The sequence below is a fragment of the Archangium sp. genome, assembly GCF_036277355.1.
Classification (GTDB): Bacteria; Myxococcota; Myxococcia; order Myxococcales; family Myxococcaceae; genus Archangium.
On the sequence record NZ_DASUNC010000110.1, the window covers coordinates 35,473 to 55,485 of the forward strand.

General features: G+C 69.5%; 17 protein-coding genes. 7 read left to right on the forward strand and 10 right to left on the reverse strand.

Features of this window, described 5'->3' with window-relative positions:
* Positions 1-38: 38 nt before the first annotated feature.
* Together VFZ09_RS28720 and VFZ09_RS28725 are read right to left on the reverse strand one after the other, a co-directional pair.
* Entirely contained in the window at positions 39-956 is a 918-nt protein-coding gene (locus VFZ09_RS28720) for a type VI immunity family protein (protein WP_329730883.1), read from the reverse strand.
* Position 957: 1 nt separating this feature from the next.
* The gene (locus VFZ09_RS28725) at positions 958-1,818 is read right to left on the reverse strand and encodes a hypothetical protein (protein WP_329730884.1); all 861 of its coding nucleotides are present in this window, start codon (positions 1,816-1,818) and stop codon (positions 958-960) included.
* A gap of 49 nt (positions 1,819-1,867) precedes the next feature.
* On the opposite strand from VFZ09_RS28725, the gene VFZ09_RS28730 reads away from it, so the two are divergent.
* On the forward strand, positions 1,868-3,247 hold the full coding sequence (locus VFZ09_RS28730; protein WP_329730885.1) for a hypothetical protein: 1,380 nt from the start codon (positions 1,868-1,870) through the stop codon (positions 3,245-3,247).
* Between the two features lie 18 nt (positions 3,248-3,265).
* Here VFZ09_RS28730 and VFZ09_RS28735 read toward each other — a convergent pair whose 3' ends face one another.
* The gene (locus VFZ09_RS28735) at positions 3,266-4,426 is read right to left on the reverse strand and encodes an AAA family ATPase (protein ID WP_329730886.1); all 1,161 of its coding nucleotides are present in this window, start codon (positions 4,424-4,426) and stop codon (positions 3,266-3,268) included.
* 108 nt (positions 4,427-4,534) lie between these two features.
* Here VFZ09_RS28735 and VFZ09_RS28740 point away from each other — a divergent pair, with 108 nt between their 5' ends.
* Both VFZ09_RS28740 and VFZ09_RS28745 read left to right on the forward strand, forming a co-directional pair.
* Positions 4,535-5,113 carry a hypothetical protein gene (locus tag VFZ09_RS28740; protein ID WP_329730887.1) on the forward strand — a complete coding sequence of 193 codons (579 nt, stop codon included), beginning with the start codon at positions 4,535-4,537 and terminating at the stop codon, positions 5,111-5,113.
* A gap of 92 nt (positions 5,114-5,205) precedes the next feature.
* Positions 5,206-5,919 carry an esterase family protein gene (locus VFZ09_RS28745; protein ID WP_329730888.1) on the forward strand — a complete coding sequence of 238 codons (714 nt, stop codon included), beginning with the start codon at positions 5,206-5,208 and terminating at the stop codon, positions 5,917-5,919.
* 10 nt (positions 5,920-5,929) lie between these two features.
* Here VFZ09_RS28745 and VFZ09_RS28750 read toward each other — a convergent pair whose 3' ends face one another.
* The 6 genes from VFZ09_RS28750 to VFZ09_RS28775 form a co-directional block, all read right to left on the reverse strand.
* Complete coding sequence (locus VFZ09_RS28750; RefSeq protein WP_329730889.1) at positions 5,930-6,301, reverse strand: hypothetical protein; 372 nt, start codon at positions 6,299-6,301, stop codon at positions 5,930-5,932.
* A complete protein-coding gene (locus tag VFZ09_RS28755; protein ID WP_329730890.1) occupies positions 6,298-6,834 on the reverse strand; it encodes a hypothetical protein in 537 nt (178 codons plus the stop codon). Before VFZ09_RS28755 ends, VFZ09_RS28750 begins: the two co-directional genes overlap by 4 nt.
* 136 nt (positions 6,835-6,970) lie before the next feature.
* Entirely contained in the window at positions 6,971-7,339 is a 369-nt protein-coding gene (locus tag VFZ09_RS28760; protein WP_329730891.1) for a hypothetical protein, read from the reverse strand.
* A gap of 55 nt (positions 7,340-7,394) precedes the next feature.
* Positions 7,395-8,777: an MATE family efflux transporter gene (locus tag VFZ09_RS28765; protein WP_329730892.1), complete on the reverse strand. Its 1,383-nt coding sequence runs from the start codon at positions 8,775-8,777 to the stop codon at positions 7,395-7,397.
* A 126-nt stretch (positions 8,778-8,903) separates the two neighbouring features.
* A complete protein-coding gene (locus tag VFZ09_RS28770) occupies positions 8,904-10,985 on the reverse strand; it encodes a beta-propeller domain-containing protein (protein WP_329730893.1) in 2,082 nt (693 codons plus the stop codon).
* A gap of 146 nt (positions 10,986-11,131) precedes the next feature.
* Complete coding sequence (locus VFZ09_RS28775; protein WP_329730894.1) at positions 11,132-12,550, reverse strand: ELWxxDGT repeat protein; 1,419 nt, start codon at positions 12,548-12,550, stop codon at positions 11,132-11,134.
* 217 nt (positions 12,551-12,767) lie between these two features.
* Between VFZ09_RS28775 and VFZ09_RS28780 the strand changes: the two genes are divergently transcribed.
* On the forward strand, positions 12,768-14,180 hold the full coding sequence (locus tag VFZ09_RS28780; protein WP_329730895.1) for a galactose oxidase-like domain-containing protein: 1,413 nt from the start codon (positions 12,768-12,770) through the stop codon (positions 14,178-14,180).
* A gap of 51 nt (positions 14,181-14,231) precedes the next feature.
* Here the strand turns inward: VFZ09_RS28780 and VFZ09_RS28785 are convergent, their stop codons facing one another.
* A complete protein-coding gene (locus tag VFZ09_RS28785; RefSeq protein WP_329730896.1) occupies positions 14,232-16,052 on the reverse strand; it encodes an Hsp70 family protein in 1,821 nt (606 codons plus the stop codon).
* A gap of 160 nt (positions 16,053-16,212) precedes the next feature.
* On the opposite strand from VFZ09_RS28785, the gene atpH reads away from it, so the two are divergent.
* The 3 genes from atpH to atpA form a co-directional block, all read left to right on the forward strand.
* Complete coding sequence (gene atpH / locus VFZ09_RS28790; protein ID WP_329730897.1) at positions 16,213-16,758, forward strand: ATP synthase F1 subunit delta; 546 nt, start codon at positions 16,213-16,215, stop codon at positions 16,756-16,758.
* Between the two features lie 174 nt (positions 16,759-16,932).
* Positions 16,933-18,378 carry a PAS domain-containing sensor histidine kinase gene (locus VFZ09_RS28795; RefSeq protein ID WP_329730898.1) on the forward strand — a complete coding sequence of 482 codons (1,446 nt, stop codon included), beginning with the start codon at positions 16,933-16,935 and terminating at the stop codon, positions 18,376-18,378.
* Between the two features lie 164 nt (positions 18,379-18,542).
* Positions 18,543-20,013 (forward strand): F0F1 ATP synthase subunit alpha (atpA, locus tag VFZ09_RS28800; RefSeq protein WP_329730899.1); only part of this gene is annotated, 1,471 nt, incomplete at its 3' end.

The window sequence follows — 20,013 nt, forward strand, 5'->3', positions numbered from 1 at the left end:
AGCCGGAGCCTACCTCATGGCGCCCGGGAGGCGGATCGTCACTCCAGGAAGCGGCGGTCCCAGCGCAGCAGTTCCTCGGGGACCTTGTGGCCGAACATGGACTTGCGCCGGTAGAGGACGGGCTCGAGAACCCGGGCGAGCGCGCGGTGAGGAGCAAGCCGCTGGTCCGCCTCCACATCCCCCACTTCCGGCCGCTCCCCCAGGGTGATGAGCACCCGGTCCCCGCTCATCTCCTGGAGGGAAATGTCTGGAAGCGACAGACGCTCGCGCAGACCGGATACGCCACCGAGCTCACCGAGCACTGGCTGCCCGAGGAAGTTCATCCAGTGCACGCCCTCCACCCGGGTGCCCACGTACATGGTGGCGCCGCTCGAGGTCAGATGGACACCCGGGTAGCGCGAGCGGATGAGTTCGAGGGCCGCGACCGCATGAAGACTGGATGAGCAGAGGACGAAATCCACGTAGCCCGAGGAGAAGGGAAGCTCGGCCGCCAGCTCGCGGGCGAGCGCATGGACGTGCTCCGGTCCCCGCTCCTCCAGATAAGCCGTGGGCAGGCGCAGGTACAGGACACAGACGTCATCCTTCCGCTCGGGCCAGGGCAGGGGAACAGGGGACAGCCCCCGATAGTCCACGAGGAGGTCATCCACCCGATGGGTATGGCTCGACAATCCGAGGAACCCACCCTCGCCAGGCTCCGCATCCAGGATTTTCCTACGGCTTCTTTCCCAGGAAACGTCGTCGAGCGGCTCAGCCTGTCCTTCCCCCGTGTCGTTCCAGACGAGCTGATAGGGCCGTATCTGGTTCCGGAAGAGTTCCACGGTGCGGATGACAGCGGGAGCGATCTGCTCGTTGGGCTGAGGTATGTAGAAGCAGATGAGCAAGGCATCGCTTGCGCTCAGCCAACTACGCTCATTGTGGTACCGCAACCTGGGGTAGCGCATGAATGTGCCGTTCATCCTACTCCATGTCCGGGACAACTCCCTCTTGTGGGGAAACGAGCCTCAGTGGCACCTGGAGGGCTTTTTCATAAAGCTCGCCCTGTGACCAATACCTCCAGGGTCCATCCACGTACCTGCCCCAATAAGTGCCATTGCTCTCCGGGCACGGGAACTTGAGGTCGTACGCATGGATGACGACGCCGTTCGCGTCCAGCAGGACGATGTCCGGCTCGATGGTTCCGCGCAGACCCGACCAGCCCTCCCTCGCCACGATCTGGCTCATCATGTCCTCGGGCATGTGCACCCACTCGCCCGTCCGCGGATCAACGTAGAAGCGCGGGTGGAGCAGGTATTTCCCCTTCAACAGCTTATCGAGCGCCTCGCGCAGACACGGCCAGGCCGTCTCGTGCTTGAAGAGTCCCAGGTAGGCGGCCCACGTCGTGCGCTCCCCCACCTTCACCTCCTGGCACTGCTCCCGCGTCGGGCTCTTCCCACCGAAGTGGTACGCATTGACCTCCCGATCCGCCTGGCGCACGCACCGCACGATCTCCTCCTCGACCTTCTTGAGCAGATCCGTCGCCAGCGCCACGCCCCGGCGCTCGGCGGAGCCGATGTGCACGGCCGTCACCATCACTCCCGCCATGCCAGCGGCGGCGGTCTTGACCGCCAACGAGGGAGCGCGCCCCACCGTCCCGGCGGCCGCCTCCGCGACCCGCGCCAGCTCGGACGAGCCGGTGCAGCGCTCCCACTGACCGGGATTCTTCTTGAGACAGCACTCCGGAGTCAGGTCTCGTGGGCCGCACTCAATTCCGAGCACCGCCTCCTCCGTCTCCGACAGACACCCCGCCTGGAGCACGGCCAGGAGTACCAGCAGCCGCACGGACCCACTTCTTGCGGTATGCAGTGTAGAGGCTACCATGGAGGTCACCATGACGAAGCGCGAGGACGGCGAGGCGGAACCCGGGAGCGAACAGCCCTCCATGGTAGCGAAAGGGACAGGCAATCGCTGGTCTCGCCGCCGTCTGCTGCTGGGAGCCCTGGGGCTGGTGTCCGCCGCGGCAGCCGGCAGCCAGTTCGCCCTGGATGGGTTCGGTACGGAAGAACAGGTAAGCGCGGACGAGAACCCCTGGGAGGCTCTGTCGCAGCAGCGCATCTGGCTCTGTTTCGCCGGCTACAGGGGTGCGTACTCCTTCCTGAACCATCTGCTCCAGCCCCCCCTCTACAGGACGAATGCGCCTGCCCGGTTGATGCGGGCATGTCTCTACCTGGAGCACGGCTCGCTGGACGCGATGCGGCGTGACCTGCGGCGGCCCGAGGTGAAGCACACGCCGGAGGCGGCCCTGTTGTTGGCGCTCGCCGAGCGCCGCTCGCAGTCCCCGGATTGGCGGCATGCCTTCTTCGAGTCCTGGGTCGCGCTCGGGCGTCCGGATTTCAGCAAGAGTCCCCTGCTGCCCGAGCCCCTGGAAGATACGGACCTCCTCCCCCTGGTGCATGACGAGAAGCTGCCGTTCAAGGGTCCCCAGGGATTGCCATTGCTGACCGTCATCCCGGAGCAGGACGGCTTCCTGGATTGGGGGCCCGGCGAGGTGCGCGCCAGCGGCTCCGTGCCCCTGCTCATGGCCCTGCGCGAGCGGCTGGCACTGCTCGGAGCGGAGTCACCCGCGCGCCAGCAACTGCTGCCCGAGGCGGAAACGCGGCTCACTCAGCTCACCGGCTCCACGGCCTCCACCCTCCAACTGGCCTTGCGCGCATTCCTCGCGGAGCGTCCCCCCGAGGCGCCCTTCCAACGCCGCGACCTGGAGGCCCTCGAGCCGCTCGTCTCCCTGGAGTGGAAGCAACCCGCCAGCGAACTCTTCTTCCAGGAGATGCGTGAGGCACTGAAGGACGTGTTGCTGCTGCCCGGCCACCATGCCTTCCTGCTGGCCACGTGGGCCCAGGGCGTGTCGCTGGGCAAGGAGCTGCAGCGGCGCGCGCGGGCCAGCGCGGCCCACCTCAACGAGAACGAGCGGCGGTGGATGGGTCGGCTGCTGTGGGAGGTGGGCGCCCGCATGCGCGAGCAGCACTCGCGCCTGGAGCTGGAGCGGGCGCTGCTGCTGCAGGTGTACGGCTCCGAGCTGACGGGTCACAGCCCGACGCGGATGGAGAGCATCGACCTCTGGGTGGATCTGGGCAGGTGGGAGGAGGCGCTGAAGCGCTCGGGCTTCAAGCGCTGGCCCCTGGCCTCACTGCACGAAGAATCCTGCGTCCCCCGGATTCACGACGAGCACACCTGGCTGAAGGCCTTCGCGGGCAAGAACCCGCTGCCCTGAAGCCCTCAGCGCGGGCCCTCAGGCCGCTTCCGTCCGTGGCACCTGCACGAGGGCCGCACGCAGCTCCTCGCGCACGGCGCGCAGCTCCTCGGGGAGGGCCTCGGGGGCGAAGCCCGCGTCCATCTCCCGCGCCACGCCCTCCAGCTTCAGCCGCCACGAGGCGAGCGCCTCGGCGTCACCATCCCCAGGCCTCGCGGCGAGCACGGTGCGCCCGGCCTGGGCGATTCGCTGGGCCCGTGCCAGGGGACCCGCGCTGGCCTCGAGGGCGGCGGCGGACAGGGCCGGGTTCTCGGAATGCGCGAGCAGCTCCCGCAGCACATCCCGCGCGAGCGCCTGGGCCTCCTGGGTGGGCACGGCGTAGATGAGGGGCCACAGGTCGGCCAGGCCCGGGGTGGAGCGCCCGGCGAGCGCGGCGGCGGCGGCCACCAGCCGCTGGGCCTTCACCATGCGCCGATCGCTCAGGGCGATGCCCGCGCCGCGCAGGGTGCGCAGCGCGTGGGCCAGGTGGGGGCGCACCGGCCCGAGGTCCGCCTCGCGCGCCGCCTGGGCCAGCACATCCAGCGCCTCCAGTGACGCGGTGCGTGCCTCCTCGGCCTTCCAGAGCGAGGCGCCTCCCGCGAGCAGTTCCTCCAGCCGCGGGTCCGGCACGGGCGCGACGAAGGTGCGCGCGAGGAAGCGGTCCGCGAAGGCGGCGAGGGACTCGTCCTCGGGCAGGGCGTTGGAGGCGCCCACGCACACGCGCAGCGGGCAGCGCATGCGGGTGTGGCCTCGTCGGAAGACGCGCTCGTTGAGCAGGCCCAGCAGCGTGTTGAGGATGGCGGTGGAGCCGAGGAACACCTCGTCGAGGAAGGCCACCTCGGCCTCGGGCAGCATGCCGGCCGTCTCCGTCTCCACGAGGCCCTCGCGCAGCTTGCGCAGGTCCACCGGGCCGAAGATTTCCGAGGGCTCGGTGAAGCGGCCCAGGAGGTACTCGAAGTAGCCGCCGCCGAGCGCCCGCGCGGTGCGGCGCACGGCCTCGCTCTTGGCGGTGCCGGGCGGGCCGATGACGAGCAGGTGCTCGCCCGCCACGGCGCACAGCGCCACGAGCTCCACCATGGCCTCGCGCTCCACCAGGCCCTGGCCGGCGCCGGTGAGGGCATCGCGAACCGAGCGAGCAGCCACGTCGAAAGAGAGGGACATGGAGTGGGACTCTACCCGGCTCGCGTCCACGGCCGAACGCCCGCCGCGGAACGTACCCACCGTATGGGTAGACCTGACGGGGCGGGTCTGCGCTAGACTCCGCCCCGCATGCGACACGTTGCGAGTCTCGGAGGCCTGGTGTTGGCGCTGTGGGCGGGGACATCGGCAGCGGGGCCTTGGCGGGGTTACGCCTCGGCCAGCACCGGCTTCGTCCTCGATCACACCTCGGGCATCCGGGCCATGGGTGGTGCGTTGCAGCTCTACGTGGGCGTGGAGACGCCCTTCGGGCTGTCCCTCGGACTGGTAGGAGAAGGTGCCGAGACGTGGGGAGCGACCATCAATGGCCAGCAGTTGCAACTGGACTACCAGTCGGTGGGACTGGAGATGCGGCTGCGCTTCCTCCGGGACGGAGGGGTGAACCCATGGGTGGGGCTGAGGGTGGCGCAGAGCCGCTCGACGCCGCTGACGCTGGATGACCTGGGCTCTCCGCGGCGGATGCTGCACGCCGGGTTGAGCACGGCGGTGCGCCTGGGGCTGGACACGTGGCTGGGCGAGCACCTGGGCATCACGGCCTCCACGGCGTGGCAGTGGTGTGACGTGCGGGTGGACAGCACGGCGAGCCCGACGCTCGACGCGTGTGCCAAGCCGCTGCACAGCATCCTGCTGGGCCCCACGCTGCGCTTCTAGCCTCGGGCGCAGGTGTTCACTGTCGCGCGGCGCGCGGGTGCCGGGCCCACGAGGCCCGTCCGCGGCCCGGGAACGGTGGCTAAGGTAGGCGCATGAATCGCGAATACCACCGCTGGTACAGCTCCCGGCTGGGCCGGGACATGGAGGTGCTGCTCTTCGGGCACTCGGGCGAGCCGGTGCTGCTGCTGCCCACCAGCAAGGGGCGTTTCTATCAAGCGGAGGACTTCGGGCTCATCGGGGCCATCGCCGACCGGATTCAAGCGGGGCGCTACGTCGTGGTGTGCGCGGACTCGGTGGACGCGGAGAGCTGGTTCAACACGTCCATCCCCCCGAGAGAGCGGGTGGCGAGGCACGCGGCGTACGAGCAGTACCTGTTGCACGAGGTGGTGCCGCTGCTGATGTCGCGCAGCACGGGAGGGCGGCTGACGCTGGGCGGGTGCAGCTTCGGAGGCTTCCACACGTACAACATCGGGCTGAGGCACCCGAACACCTTCCGGCGGCTGGTGTCGATGGGAGGCAAGTTCGAGACGGAGGACTTCCTCGACGGCCACCAGGACGACGGCGTGTACTACCACTCGTGCATGCAGTGGCTGCCGGGGGTGTCGGACGCGGCGCAGCTGGCGGCGCTGCGGCGGGTGGAGATGGTGCTGGCGGTGGGCGAGCACGACTTCTGCCGCCCCTCGAACGAGAACCTGTCGAAGCTGCTGTGGTCGAAGGACATCAGCAACCACCTGGCCATCTGGTGGGGAGGCACGCACGACTGGCCGGTGTGGCGGGAGATGCTCCAGCACTACCTGCCGTGGTGAGGAGCGGGGCTCAGGAGCCCTGCCGCTCGCGCTCGCGCAGGGCGACGAACTCGGCGGCGAAGTCGAGGAACTTGCGGATGGCGCGCTCGTGGTCGCCGTCGCAGTCGCGCAGGTACTTCGCGGCCCAGCCCTCCGTGGGGAACTCCTGCTTCACGTCGCGGAGCCAGTCACGGAAGAGACCGTACTCCTCGTCCTCGACACCGTTGGCGCTCTGGCAGGCGCGGTAGCCATCGGTAAACGCCACCATCCGGGTGACGTCGATGTCCCCCAGATACATGGCCAGCAGCCCCTTCTGCATGGCACCGCGCATGCGCATCAAGTAGTCGAGCAGATACACATGACGATACGCGGACGGGCCCGTCGCAATGCCTTCTCCACTCATGGTGAGGACACGACCTTCCAGTCGACTCCCATTTCGGCATGAAGCCGGGACAGATATTCCGTCAATTTCATACCGGCCGGTCCTGTATAAGCGTCGTAGACCATGTCCTCGATTTTGACGATGACGTGATAGCCATTGTAAGTGATACCAGGACTTTTGCCGTTCGCCATGTCGAAGGCGATATAGTCTTTTCTACCCAGCGACCTGATGGCCACATATTGCGGCGTCTGGCCCAGCTTGCTGTACGCGGTATGGATGAGGCGGGCCACCTGCTGGCACCTACCGGCCGCCTGATTCGCGACGTTGTAGGCCACCTGCAGGTCCATCAACCACGCCGGTGCCGCCTGCCCTGTCTGCAGCTGGTACATCGCGATGGCACCCGCGACGTCACCACGGGCCAGGTACGCCAGCACCTTGACCTGGATGGTGTTCGCGGCCAGCACACTGGCCTGGACCATCCTGGCCACCGACGCGGGCGAGGCCGCCTGAACGGGACCGGACGCGGCCCCCACCACCAGCAGGAGCCCGAACACCCATCCTCGAAGCCTTCGCATGCTGCAAGGGTAGCACGTCCGTCCTTCACACCTGAAAGCCGCAGGAGAGCCGGACGTGGCGCAACTGTCAGCGCCACGATACTCCAGCACGACCTGCCGTGGAGAGGAGCGGGACTCAGGAGCCCTGACGCTCGCGCTCGCGCAGGGCGACGAACTCGGCGGCGAAGTCGAGGAACTTGCGGATGGCGCGCTCGTGGTCGCCCTCGCAATCGCGCAGGTACTTCGCGGCCCATCCTTCCGTGGGCAATTCGTGCTTCACCTCACGGAGCCACTGGAAGAAACAGCGATACTCCTCATCCTTGATGCCGTTGGCGTCTTCGCAAGAAAGATAGCCATCAATGAAGGCCACCATCCGGATGACGTTGATCTCCCCCATATCCAACAACAATCCCCGCGTCTTCTGCTGCCGCAAGCGCATCAGATAATCGAGAAGATAGACATGGGGACGCGGCGCGGCGTCCGGTGGAGCACCTTGCTCACTCATGGCTTGGACACCACCCGCAGGAGCCCGAACACCCACCCTCGAAGCCTTCGCACCCTCACGCCTCCAGGGGCCGGAGGGTACCTGCGCTCTGGCGCTCGAAGCGCCAGAAGAGCGCGAGCGCCACGGCGGTGAGCCCCGCGCACAGGCCCCACCAGATGCCCACCACGCCCAGCTTCAACCCGAAGCCCAGCAGCAGCGCCACGGGCAGGCCCACCAGGTAGTGCCCCACCACGTTGGCCAGGAAGGTGAAGCGCGTCTCCCCCGCCCCGCGCAGCACGCCCGCGCCCACGCCCTGGATGCCATCGGAGATCTGGAAGACGGCGCACACCATCAGCACCGGCACCACCATGGGCAGCACCTCGGACGGCGTGCCCATGAGGTGCGCCAGCGTCTCGGGGAAGAAGGCGAACACCAGCGCGCACACCGACATGAAGCCCGCGCCCGCGCCGAAGGCCATCAGCCCGCTCAACCGTGCCAGCGGCGTGTTGCGCGCCCCCACCGCCCAGCCCACCCGCACGCTGCCCGCGTTGCCGATGCCCAGCGCCACCGTGAACGAGAGGCTGGCGTAGGAGATGGCGATCTGATGCGCGCTCATGCTCTCCGGCCCCAGCCGCCGCGCCAGCAGGCCCGCCAGCGAGAACACCCCCACCTCCGCCGCGATGTGCAGGCCGATGGGGACGCCCACCCGCAGGGCCTGGAGGATGTCCGCGCGCACCGGCCGCACCGAGAGCCTGCCCCCGGACACCGGAATCTGGCGCACCGCCCACGCGATGAGGGCCCACTGCAGCACGCAGCACAGCAGCGTCGCGATGGCCGAGCCCTTCACGCCCATGGCGGGAATCAGGCGCAGCGGTCCGCACCACGCGGGCAGCACCTCGCCGCCGAAGACGAAGAGGATGTCCGCGCCCAGGTTGAAGAGGTTGGCCACCACCGTGGCCACCACCAGCGGCCGGGTGAGCGCCGCCGCCTGCAGATAGGAGCGCGTGTTGATGAAGAGCAGCATCAACGGCAGGCTGGGCGCGCGCCAGGTGAGGTAGTCCTGCACCAGGGGCAGCTCTCCGCCCCCCACGCCGAAGAGGGGCAACAGCCAGGGCACCCCCACCACCATCGGCAACGCCAGCACGCTGCCCGCGAGCAGCGCCAGGTAGCTGCCCTGCCACAGGAGCGCCCGCGCGCGCGTCGCGTTGCGCGCCCCGAAGGCCTGCGACATCAGCGGATCCATCCCCATCATCAACCCCATGGCGAGGCTGCTGACGGCGAAGTAGACGGCGGTGGCCACGCCCATGGCCGCCAGGGGCTCGGTGCCCGCCCGGCTCACCACCGCCGTGTCCACGAAGCTCATCATGGACTGGCCCGCCTGCGCGATGGCGACGGGCAGGGCGAGCTTCCAGAGCGCTCGGAACTCTTCGCGGCGGTTGGGCAGGGGTGCGGGCGACATGGGCGCGAGGGGCTATAGCGGGTTTCCGCCGGGGATGCGCGGCTGCCTTCGCGGACGTGCCAACCCCCGCTCGCCTGACCCATCAGCCGGCCGCCTGTCCCCCCGGCAGACGGCCAGCCCTCGTCCTCACTGCGCCGTGTAGGGACTGAAGCGCGAGGTGGCCAGGGGCGAGGACAGGTTGCTCACGTGGGCCACGCGCACGCCCGCGTCGCTGATGGCGTACACGTAGTCATCCGCCATCACGCTGCGGCGCACGTAGGGCGTGTACACCCAGCTCCACTGGTTGGAGTTGATGACCTGGTAGGCGTCCTTCATGGAGAGGGCGCCCACCGGGGTGATGCCCGCGGCCGTGTCCACGCGGAAGACGCGCAGCTCGCTCACGAAGTTGCTCCAGTAGTCACCGTTGTACACCGGCGTCCAGTCCGTGAAGGGAATGGCCAGCAGCCCCTTGGCCGGGAAGTAGTTGAAGGCCTTGTGGTCGTAGAGCGACTCGCTCCAGCCGTAGGCCGTGCCCACCAGTTGCGTGAACGTCTCGCGCGGGTTGGCCATGTCCGACACATCGAAGAGGCTCAGCTTCACGGCGCGCGTGCGCCAGTCGCCGTTCTCCGGCACGTGCAGGCCCACCGTCAGCAGGTGCGAGTCCCCCACCGGGTGGATGTACGAGGAGAAGCCCGGCACCTTCAGCTCGCCCACCTTGCGCGGGTGCGCGGGGTCCGACAGGTCGAAGGTGAAGAGCGGATCCACCTGCCGGAACGTCACCACGTAGCCCCGCTTGCCCACGAAGCGCGCGCTGAAGATGCGCTCGCCCCTGGCCAGCTCCTCGCTCTGCCCCAGCAGCTTCAGCTGGCCGCCCTCCTGCCCGTAGGTGAAGACGCGGTTGGCCGTCTCGGTGCGGCCCCACGGGTTGCCGGCCTCGGCCACCCGCGAGCTGATGGTGGTGGCCACGCGCAGCACGCCCTCGTGCTCGTCCATGCTGAACTGGTCCAGCAGGATGCCCTTCACCGTGGCGCTGGCCACGTACGAGGCGCGGTGCGGCTGGCTCAGGTCGAGCTTGTGCACATAGGTGTGGTCCGTCTGCCCCGCCTCCGGCCACCACCACCAGTGGGGCGTGGCCAGGTAGAGCGCGTCGGCGGTGGCGTACACCTCGCCCGGCTCGGTCACCAGCGTGACGCGGCCCGGCGGCTGGAACGTCTGCGCGTCCAGGTCCAGCGTGGCCACTGTGACGAGCCCCAGCCGGGTGGGCGCGTTCGTCTTGTGGAAGTCGTGGCAGTCGTAGCCCAGCGTCTCCACGGTGCCATCCGGCAGCTTGCGCCGGCCCTCGGGCACCCACTGGGTGAGCGCGGCCGCGCGGATGAGCTGCTCGTTGTGGGCCATCAGCCGGTCGAGTTCCTTCTCCAGCCGCGCCTGGTCGTTCCAGAGGTCCTGGGAGTACTCGGGCCAGAAGCGCACGCCCGTGGGCCAGCGGAAGGAGTCCCGCATCACCAGCCGCGCCGAGCCCTCCGCCAGGCGCGCGTCGTGGTAGCCGCCCGGCAGGTACACCTCGCTCGTCACCTGGGGCGCGGCGAGGTCGGACACGTCCACCGTCGTCACCTTGGTGGTCGAGGCGCCATGGCCGCAGGGGCCCATATAAGCGCAGTCCGCCACGAAGCCGCCGCCCACGCTTGAGCCCGAATACGGCGCGTTCACCGAGGAGAAGACGACCACCTTGTTCCCGTGGAGGAACATCTGCCGGGGCCACCCCTCGAGCGTCAGCGAGGACTCCACGCGCAGCGACTCGGCCGGCCAGGAGCGGTGCACGTACAGCTTCTGTCCGGAGAGGACGAAGATGCGGGTGCCGTCGTTCTTCACGAAGTCCGCCTCGTCCACACCCTCCACCTGGTTGTTGGTGCCGGTATGGTCCTTCGGGCCGGAGCTGCCGCCGCCCGCCGTGGTGGGGGTCGGAGCGCCCGCGCCGTCCGCGTACTCCACCGGGCCGCCGAACCAACCGCCCCGCCCCTTCCAATAGGAGGGCTTGGAGCGCTCCAGGGTGGAGCGCATGTCGAGCACCGCGGCGTCCTCGATATAGGACTCGAGCGCCGCGCAGCTCGCGAAGGACTCCAGCCGCGCCTTCATCTGCACCGGCTGGTTCTCGGGAATGCTGCCCCTGTCACTGCACGCCGCCAATCCCAGCAGCGCGAGCGCCAGCCCTTTGTATGTCTTCATGTTCATGCGGCGGGCTTCTGCCACCCGTGTGCCAGGAGGCGGGCTCCCCACGGGACGCCCGGGATTTCGCGGAGTTGGAGTCGCACGCGTGGTGCGAGGGGCCACGGAAAGTCGAGACCCCTCGCACCGGGCAGCCGGAAAACCGAGAGGCCTCAGCGGGCGTCGTCGTCACACGCGTGGGCGGGACGGAACGGCAGGGCCCACAACCGCCAGCCATGGGCCGCATCCCGCCCGAGGAAGAAGACGTCCCAGCCCGAGCGCACGAAGCCACCCGGGTCCGAGGAGTCCATGCCGGCGGCCAACTCATCGAGCGGCGCCGCGCTCCCGTTCGAGCCACTGCTCACCCAGGGCTCGCGGCCGTGTCCCGGCGTCTCCGCGCTGAAGAACAGGTTCCCATCCACGGCGGTCAGCGCCTCGGGAGACGAACCCCCGGAGCCCGGAACGAGGTCCGCGAAGAGGAGCGTGCCGGAGGCCGTGCCATCGCTCACCCACAGCTCGCGCCCGTTCACCCCATCGTCCGCGGAGAAGAAGAGCCGGCGGCCCAGGACGGCGAATCCACCCGGGGACGAGCCCTCGGCGCCGGGCCGGAGGTCCTTCACGCGCAGCGTCCCCTTCCGGGTGCCATCACTGCGCCACAGCTCCTCGTTGGTGGAGTCGCCCTCCCCGCTGGCGCTGAAGTACAGCCGCCCGCCCATCGCCACCAGGTCATGAATCCTGGGGAACGAGCCCACGAGCACGGGGGCGCCTCCGCTCGTCACCCGCAGCTCCGCCATGACGTCATCGTGGACGCTGGTGGACACGAAGAACAGCTTGTTGCCCACCGCCGTCAGCGACTCCAGATCACCTCCCTCGCTGGAGCGGCGGAACAGCTCGACGGCGCGGGAGCGCCCATCGCTGCGCATCAGCCGCATGTAGAAGCCCTGGAAGTGGCTGATGAAATAGAGCGCCCCATCTCCCCCGCGCGTCAGCAGGTAGGGGCTGGTGCCCTCGAAGCCGGGATCCAGGTCCTCGACGAGCCAGGTGCCCTCGGCCGTCCCGTCGCTGCGCCACAGCTCGCGCCCGTGCTCGGGGTCTCCGGCGGCGAAGTAGAGCACCCCGCCGAGCTCGACGAGCGACTGCGGGTACGAGCCATCCGGGCCGGGCCAGATGTCCTTCACCAGGTGCGTGCCCCGGGAGGAGCCATCGCTCACCCACAGCTCGCGCCCGTGCTCGCCGTCGTCGGCGACGAAGAAGACCCGCTCTCCCACGCGGGTGAGGCCCGAGGGCTCGGCTCCTTCCGGCCCGGGACGCACATCCAGCAGGAGCGAGGTGCCACGGCCTCCGGTGCCGGTGCTCACCCAGGGCTCGCGGCCGTGCACGCCATCATCGGAGGCGAAGAAGAGGACACGCTCGCCGCGAACCCCTCTCCCCGGCTCCGAGTCGCCCGCGCCGGGAGCGAGCTCCGCCAGGGGAGTGGCGGCGCGCCCACACGGCTTCCAGCCTCCCGCGTCCAGGAGGGGCTCGCCGGCCTGGGCCAGGGCGGGAGCGGAGAACAGGGCCAGCAGCACGGCGAACGGACGCCAGCACCTCATGGGAACCTCCCGGGCAGGGTGGGACGGCCCCCAAGGTGGGGGCGCTCGGCCCCACGTCCATCCGCACGCGAGTCCGGGGTGAGCAGTACGCACCCGACAGTCTCGAACAGCCCACCACCCACCAGTGCCTTGCACCTTGGGTCCGGCTTGGCGTGCAGCCTCGACCCCCTAGGTTCTTACCTTGAAACAGCGGGAATCCGGGGAGGCGGCGATGTCCATGAGAACTCTTTCCCAGCCACGAGTGCTCGCGCTCTGGCTCGTGGGATGCGCGATGTGGGCGGGCCCGGCCCGGGCGCAGACTCCCGCGGAGGTGGGACAGTGGTCGAGCGTCATGGCCTGGCCACTCTCCGCCACCCACGCGAGCCTGCTGCCCACGGGCAGGGTGATGTTCTTCGGCGAGTTCGCCCAGGGCGATGACCCGCCGGGGCTGTGGGATCCCGCCACGGGAGGCCTCAGCCGGCTGCCCGCGCCGGGCTACAACATCTTCTGCGCGGGCCACTCCTACCTCGCGGATGGCCGGCTGCTCATCACGGGCGGACACATCGAGAGCCACGTGGGGCTTGAGGACGCGAGCCTGTGGGACCCGTTCACCTCGCGGTGGACGCGCCTGCCGGACATGAACGATGGGCGCTGGTACCCCACCAACGTGACGCTGGCCAACGGAGACGTGATGGTGATCTCCGGCGAGACGGTGGGCACCGGCATCATGAACGAGATTCCCCAACGCTACCTGGCGGCCACCGGGACGTGGCGGGACATGACGACGGCGCGGCTGAAGCTGCCGTACTACCCGCGGATGTTCCTGGCGCCCAATGGCCGGCTCTTCCTGGCGGGGCCGCAGCGGCTGAGCCGCTTCATGGATCCGGGAGGGACGGGCGCCTGGAGCTCCGGGCCCTCGAGCAACTACGGCACCCGGAGCTACGGGCCCGCGGTGTACCTGGATGGCCGGGTGTTCCTCATCGGAGGAGGAGATCCGCCAACGGCCACCGTGGAGCAGATCGACCTGAACGTGGCCTCGCCGGTCTGGCGGTACATGGCGCCCATGAGCACGCCGCGGCGGCAGCACAACGCGACGCTGCTGCCGGATGGGACGGTGTTGGTGACGGGGGGCAGCCGGGGCAGTGGCTTCGACGACAAGACCCGCCCCGTCTTCCAGGCCGAGGTGTATGACCCCGCGACCAACCGCTGGACGCGGCTCGCCAGCAACACGGTCTATCGCGGCTATCACGCCACGGCGGTGCTGCTGCCGGACGGGCGGGTGCTGAGCGCGGGAGGCCGCAACGCCAACACCGCGGAGGTCTTCTCGCCGCCCTACCTCTTCAAGGGGGCACGGCCGGTGGTGAGCTCGGTGCCGGACGTGGTGTCACCGGGCACGACGTTCACCATCTCGACGCCGGACGCGGGCCGGGTGACGAAGGTGACGCTGATTGCCCTGGGGGCGGTGACGCATGCCTTCGACCAGAACCAGCGGTTGATCACCCTGCCCTTCACGCGAGGCAGTGGCGTCCTCACCGTCACCGCGCCGGCCAACAACAACCTGGCGCCGGCGAGCTACTACCAGCTCTTCCTGGTGAACGACGCGGGCGTGCCCTCCGTGGGCCGGATGGTGCGCATCCCAGCCGTCCCTTGAGCCCAATATCCCCTCTCCCCTCGGGCGAGGGGAAACAGGCGCGGTAGGAGCTCAGTCCCGGCGGCCGGAGAGCAGCTGGGTGAGCTGGCGCGCCACCTGGGCGCACTGCTCGGCGTCGCGGCCCTCCAGGGCGGAGTAGCCGGTGGCCAGCAGCGAGCGCACGTTGATCATCGCCGCGTCCGCCTCGTCGCTGGGGTTCTCCTCGGCGGTGCGCTGCAGCAGCTTCGCCAGCTTCTCGCCGCGCTCCAGCAGCTTGCGGAACGTCTCCTCCGTCTTCTTCGCGTCCGCCTGGGCCTGCCGCTGCGCGTACGCGGCCTGCTCCTTCACGAGCCGCTCGGCCTCCTGGCCCGGCAGGTGGGGGCGGGCCTCGAGCTTCACCGCCTCGCTCAGTCCCGTCTTCAAGTCCGTGGCGCGCACCGACAGCGTGCCCTCGTTGGACAGCTCGAACGTCACCTCCAGCGGCGTGTCCGCGCGCGAGGCGCCCTGGAGGTTGCGCAGCACCACCTCGCCCAGCTTGCGGTTCTCGTCCTGCATCTCGCTCTCGCCCTGGTAGATGGGGATGCGAGCCTCCGTCTGCCCATGGCGGCCCGGGTGGAAGACGTCCTTGGCCACCACCGGCACCGAGCTGTTCCGGGGGATGAGGTGCTTCACCCGTCCGCCCATCACCCCCACGCCCAGCGAGTTGCCCACCACGTCCAGCAGCAGCGCGGCGCCCGACTGGCGCGCCAGCTCGTCCGCGTGGATGGCCGCGCCCAGCGCCACCGCCTCGTCCGGGTTCACGTCCGTGGAGGGCGCCTTGCCGAAGAAGTCCGTCACCAGCCGGCGGATCAACGGCACCCGCGTCATGCCGCCCACCAGCAGCACCGTGTCCACCGCGTGCGGGTCCATCCCCGCTTCCTTCATCACCGACTCGCACACCGCGATGCAGCGCTTGGACAGCGGCTCGCACAGCTGCTCGAAGAAGTGGCGCGTCAGCGCCGTCTCCAGGCCCGTCAGCTTGCGCGCCGGCTGGGTATGGTCTCCCAGCCCCTCCAGGGAGATGAGCGTCTCCTCGTACTCCGTCAGCTCGCGCTTGGCCTGCTCGGCCGCCACCTTCAGCTTGTGCATGGACACCACGTCCCGGTGCACCAGCTCGCGGTGGTTGTCGTCCACCTGCGCCAGCAGCCACTCCACAATCTTCAGGTCGAAGTCCTCGCCGCCCAGCGCCGGATCTCCCCCGGTGGCCTTCACCTCGTAGACGCCGTCGGTAATCTCCAGGACGGTGACATCGAAGGTGCCGCCGCCCAGGTCGAACACGAGCGCATGGCCCTGGAAGCCGCGAGACAACCCATAGGCGAGCGCCGCGGCGGTGGGCTCGTTGATGAGGCGGATGGCGTCCAGCCCGGCGATGGTGGCCGCCTCGCGGGTGGCCTGGCGCTGGCTGTCATCGAAGTTGGCGGGGACGGTGATGACGCATTGGCTCACCCCGCGCCCGAAGAAGGCCTCGGCGTCCAGCTTGAGCTCACCCAGAATCATCGCCGACACCTGGGTGACGGGCACGGTGCGCCCGGCCATCTTCACGCGCACGTCCCCGGTGTTGCCGCCCGCCAGCGGGTAGGGCACCACCGCCTTGGCCTGCTGCACCAGCTCCGGGGTGAAGCGCCGCCCGATGAAGCGCTTGGTGGCCCACACCACGCAGTCGGGGTGCTCCTTCGCGAGCTCCTGGGCCTTGGTGCCCACCACGCGCTCGGCCAGCTTGGGGGTGAGTCCCACCACGGAGGGTGTCAGCCGGCCTCCCGAGCGTGAGGGGATGATGCGGGGCCGTCCCTCCTCCACGGAGGCCACGGCGCTGTTGGTGGTGCCCAGATCGATGCCGATGACGGGGTCGCGCATTGAAGGAAGTGCATGATACGCCGGAGATGCGAGGTTCCGGAGGCCCCCCGTGCACCCCTCCTGACGGGTACAGCCCCAGGGGAACTTATTGGAGACCCCGGACGGGGAACACGGCGCGGCGTTGCCCCCGGCCGGGGGGCGTGCTAAGGGCCGCCGCGCCATGGTGAACGTGTCAATCGCCCGCCGTTACGCCCGCGCGCTCCTCGACGTCGCCACTGAAGCTGGCCGCGCCGATGCCGTGTCGGAGCAGCTCACTTCCTTCTCCAGCGCCGTCGGCCAGAACCGCGAGCTGGCGGACGTCCTGTTCAACCCGGCCTACACCCGCGAGCAGCGCGCCCGCGTGGTGGAGTCGCTCCTCAAGGCGCTCGGCCAGGTGGAGCCCGTGCTGGCCAACAGCATGCGTCTGCTGGTGGACCGCAACCGGCTGGGCTACCTGCCGGACATCGCCCGCCTCTACCGGGACATGGTGGACGCCCAGGCCGGCCGCGTGCGCGGCCACGTCACCAGCGCCGTCCCCCTGGCCGCCGACACCCTCCAGTCCCTGGCCGGCACCCTCAAGCAGCTCACCCAGCGCAACGTGGTGCTGGAGTCCCGCGTGGACCCCTCCGTCCTCGGCGGTGTCGCCGCCCAGGTCGGCAGCACCCTCTATGACGGCACCCTGCGCACCCAGCTCGAGCAGCTGCGCCGCGAGCTGAAGCAGCGCTAGCCGTCTCGCTCGCTGGACTCCCGAGGAACCCGTCCTGTCGGTTCCTCCCCACTTCCCGGCAAGCCCGGTATTCCCAGCGGGCCGGGGAAAGGCTATGGTGTGACCACACGGGTCCCAGGCCCGTGGTCCATCACCATGGCGCAGCCCGTCCTCCAACGCTCACACGCAGCCCTTATGGCCCCTTCTTTTTCCGAGGAGGCCCAGCAGTGTTTCGGGGCGCTACTCCATGCGTCGGGCCTCGGATTGGCCTTCCTGGACCGGGAGCTGCGCTTTCGCTTCGTCAGCACCGCGTTGATGACCCTGAGCGGGCTGCCCGGCAGCGCGTACGAGGGCCGCACCACGGGCGAGGTCTGGCCCGGGCTGACCAAGGAGCTGACGCCGCTGCTGCAGCGCGCCCTGGCTGGTGAGCAGGTGTCGGGGGCGCGGGTGTCGGGCCAGTTGGGGAGCTTCGCCGCGAATGCCCACGTGCGGCACTTCCGGCTCACCGTGCTGCCGGCGTCCTCGGGCGGACTGCGCACGGGCGTGGGGGTGATGCTGGAGGACGAGACGGAGCGCGTGGAGCGGGAGCTGGCCCTGCGCGAGAGCGAGGAGCGGCTCAGTGGCCTCGTCGCCGTGTCGTGTGACGGCTACTTCCTGCATGACGCGGGCCTCATCCTCGAGGTGAGCCGTCCGCTGGCCAACCTCTTCGGCAGCCCGCCGGAGGAGATGGTGGGCCAGCCGCTGGCGCGCTGGGTGGCGCCCGAGTCCCGCGAGGCGGTGCAGCGGGCGGTGTCCCGGCAGGTGGAGTCCCCGTATGAGCTGACGGGCCTGCGCGCCGACGGCAAGCGCCTCTTCCTGGAGGTGCTGGGACGGCCGGTGGAGTTCTGCGGACGCACCGTGCGGATGACGGCCGTCTGGGACATCAGCGCGCGCAAGGCCTCCGAGGAGGCCGCGTCCCGGGCCGATGCCTTCCGCGAGCAGCTCCTGGGCGTGGTGGGTCATGATCTGCGCACCCCGCTCTACGCCATCCAGCTCAGCACGGGCGCGCTCCAGCGCGGCGGGGGGTTGAACGAGACCCAGGCCCGGCAGGTGACGCACGTGGCCACGGCGACGCGGCGCATGGAGCGGATGATCCACGAGCTGCTGGACTTCACGCGGGCGCGGCTGGCCGGGGGGATTCCGGTGAAGCCGGTGCCGCTGTCGCTCGACAAGCTGCTGGAGCGGGTGGTGGAGGAGTTCCAGGTGTCGCACCCCGCGCGGCTGATCGTCTCCAAGGTGGAGGGGGACGTGCGGGGGAGCTGGGACGAGTCGAGGCTCGGCCAGCTGCTGGACAACCTGGTGGGCAACGCCGTGCAGCACAGCCCCGAGGACACGCCGGTGGAGGTGAAGGCGGTGGGGGTGCCGGACGGCATCACCCTGACGGTGCGCAACGAGGGCCCGCCGGTGCCGCTGGAGGAGCGGGCGACCTTGTTCGAGCCCTTCAAGCGGGGCAAGCGCGCCAGTGGCGATGGGCTGGGACTGGGCCTCTACATCGCCCGGCAGATCGTGGTGGCCCATGGAGGCCGCATCTCGGTCGAGTCCGGAGTGGGCCTGGGCACGCGCTTCATCGTGTGGCTGCCGCGGCACGCCCCGGGCTCCTGAGAGGGAAACCCCCTCCCTCCAGTGTCGCTTACAGCGCCGATGACAACCGGTGCCCGGGTGGGCCCTTGCGCGTTGCGGTGGGGGGGTGCGCGTGGTAAGGGGGCCCCGCCATATAGGTTTCTCTGGCGGCATTCCCACCGGCCGCCCCTGTGCAAGGACGCAAGATGGAAATCCGCGCCGACGAGATCAGCAGAATCATCCGCGAGCAGATCAAGGACTACGGCAAGAAGGTCACCGTCGCCGAGACCGGGACCGTGCTCTCCGTGGGCGACGGTATCGCCCGTGTCTACGGCCTCGAGGGCGTGCTGTCCGGCGAGCTGGTGGAGTTCTCCAACGGGGTGAAGGGCCTGGTGCTCAACCTCGAGGAGGACAACGTCGGTGTCGCCATCATGGGTGACTTCAAGGACATCCGCGAGGGTGACCTGGTCAAGCGCACCTCGCAGATCGCCTCCGTGCCCGTGGGCAAGGGGCTGCTGGGCCGCGTGGTGAGCCCCCTGGGCGAGCCGCTGGACGGCAAGGGCCCCATCACGTCCACCGAGGTGCGCCGCCTGGAGGTGAAGGCGCCCGGTATCGTGAAGCGCAAGAGCGTGCACGAGCCGCTGCAGACGGGCATCAAGGCCCTGGACGCGCTGGTGCCGATCGGCCGCGGTCAGCGCGAGCTCATCATCGGTGACCGTCAGACGGGCAAGACGGCGGTGGCCATCGACGCCATCATCAACCAGAAGGGCCTGAACGTTTACTGCGTGTACGTGGCCATCGGCCAGAAGCAGTCCACGGTGGCCCAGGTGGTGGAGAAGCTGACGCGCGCGGGCGCCATGGAGTACACGGTGGTGGTGACGGCGAACGCCTCGGACCCCGCGCCGATGCAGTTCTTCGCCCCGTACGCCGGCGTGGCCATCGGCGAGTACTTCCGCGACAACAAGATGCACGCGCTCATCGTGTACGACGACCTGTCCAAGCAGGCCGTGGCGTACCGTCAGCTCTCGCTGCTGCTGCGCCGTCCGCCGGGCCGCGAGGCGTACCCGGGCGACGTGTTCTTCATCCACAGCCGCCTGCTGGAGCGCGCCGCGAAGCTGTCCGACGAGGAGGGCGCCGGCTCGCTGACCGCGCTCCCCATCATCGAGACGCAGGCCGGTGACGTGTCGGCCTACATCCCGACGAACGTCATCTCCATCACCGACGGGCAGATCTTCCTCGAGACGGACCTGTTCTTCGCCGGTGTGCGTCCCGCCATCAACGTGGGCCTCTCGGTGTCGCGCGTGGGAAGCGCGGCGCAGATCAAGGCCATGAAGCAGGTGGCCGGTACGCTGAAGCTGGACCTGGCGCAGTACCGCGAGCTGGCGGCCTTCGCGCAGTTCGGCTCGGACCTCGACAAGGCGACGCAGTCGCAGCTGAACCGCGGCAGCCGGCTGGTCGAGGTGCTCAAGCAGGCGCAGTACGAGCCGCTGCCCATCGAGAAGCAGGTACTCATCATCTTCGCGGGCGGCAACGGGTACCTCGACGGCGTGCCCCTCGGCGACGTGCACCGCTACGAGGAGGATCTCTACCGCTTCGTCGAGACGCGCAAGCCGGGCGTGCTGAAGACGCTCGCCGACAAGAAGGCCATCGACGACGCGCTGTCGGGCGAGCTGAACG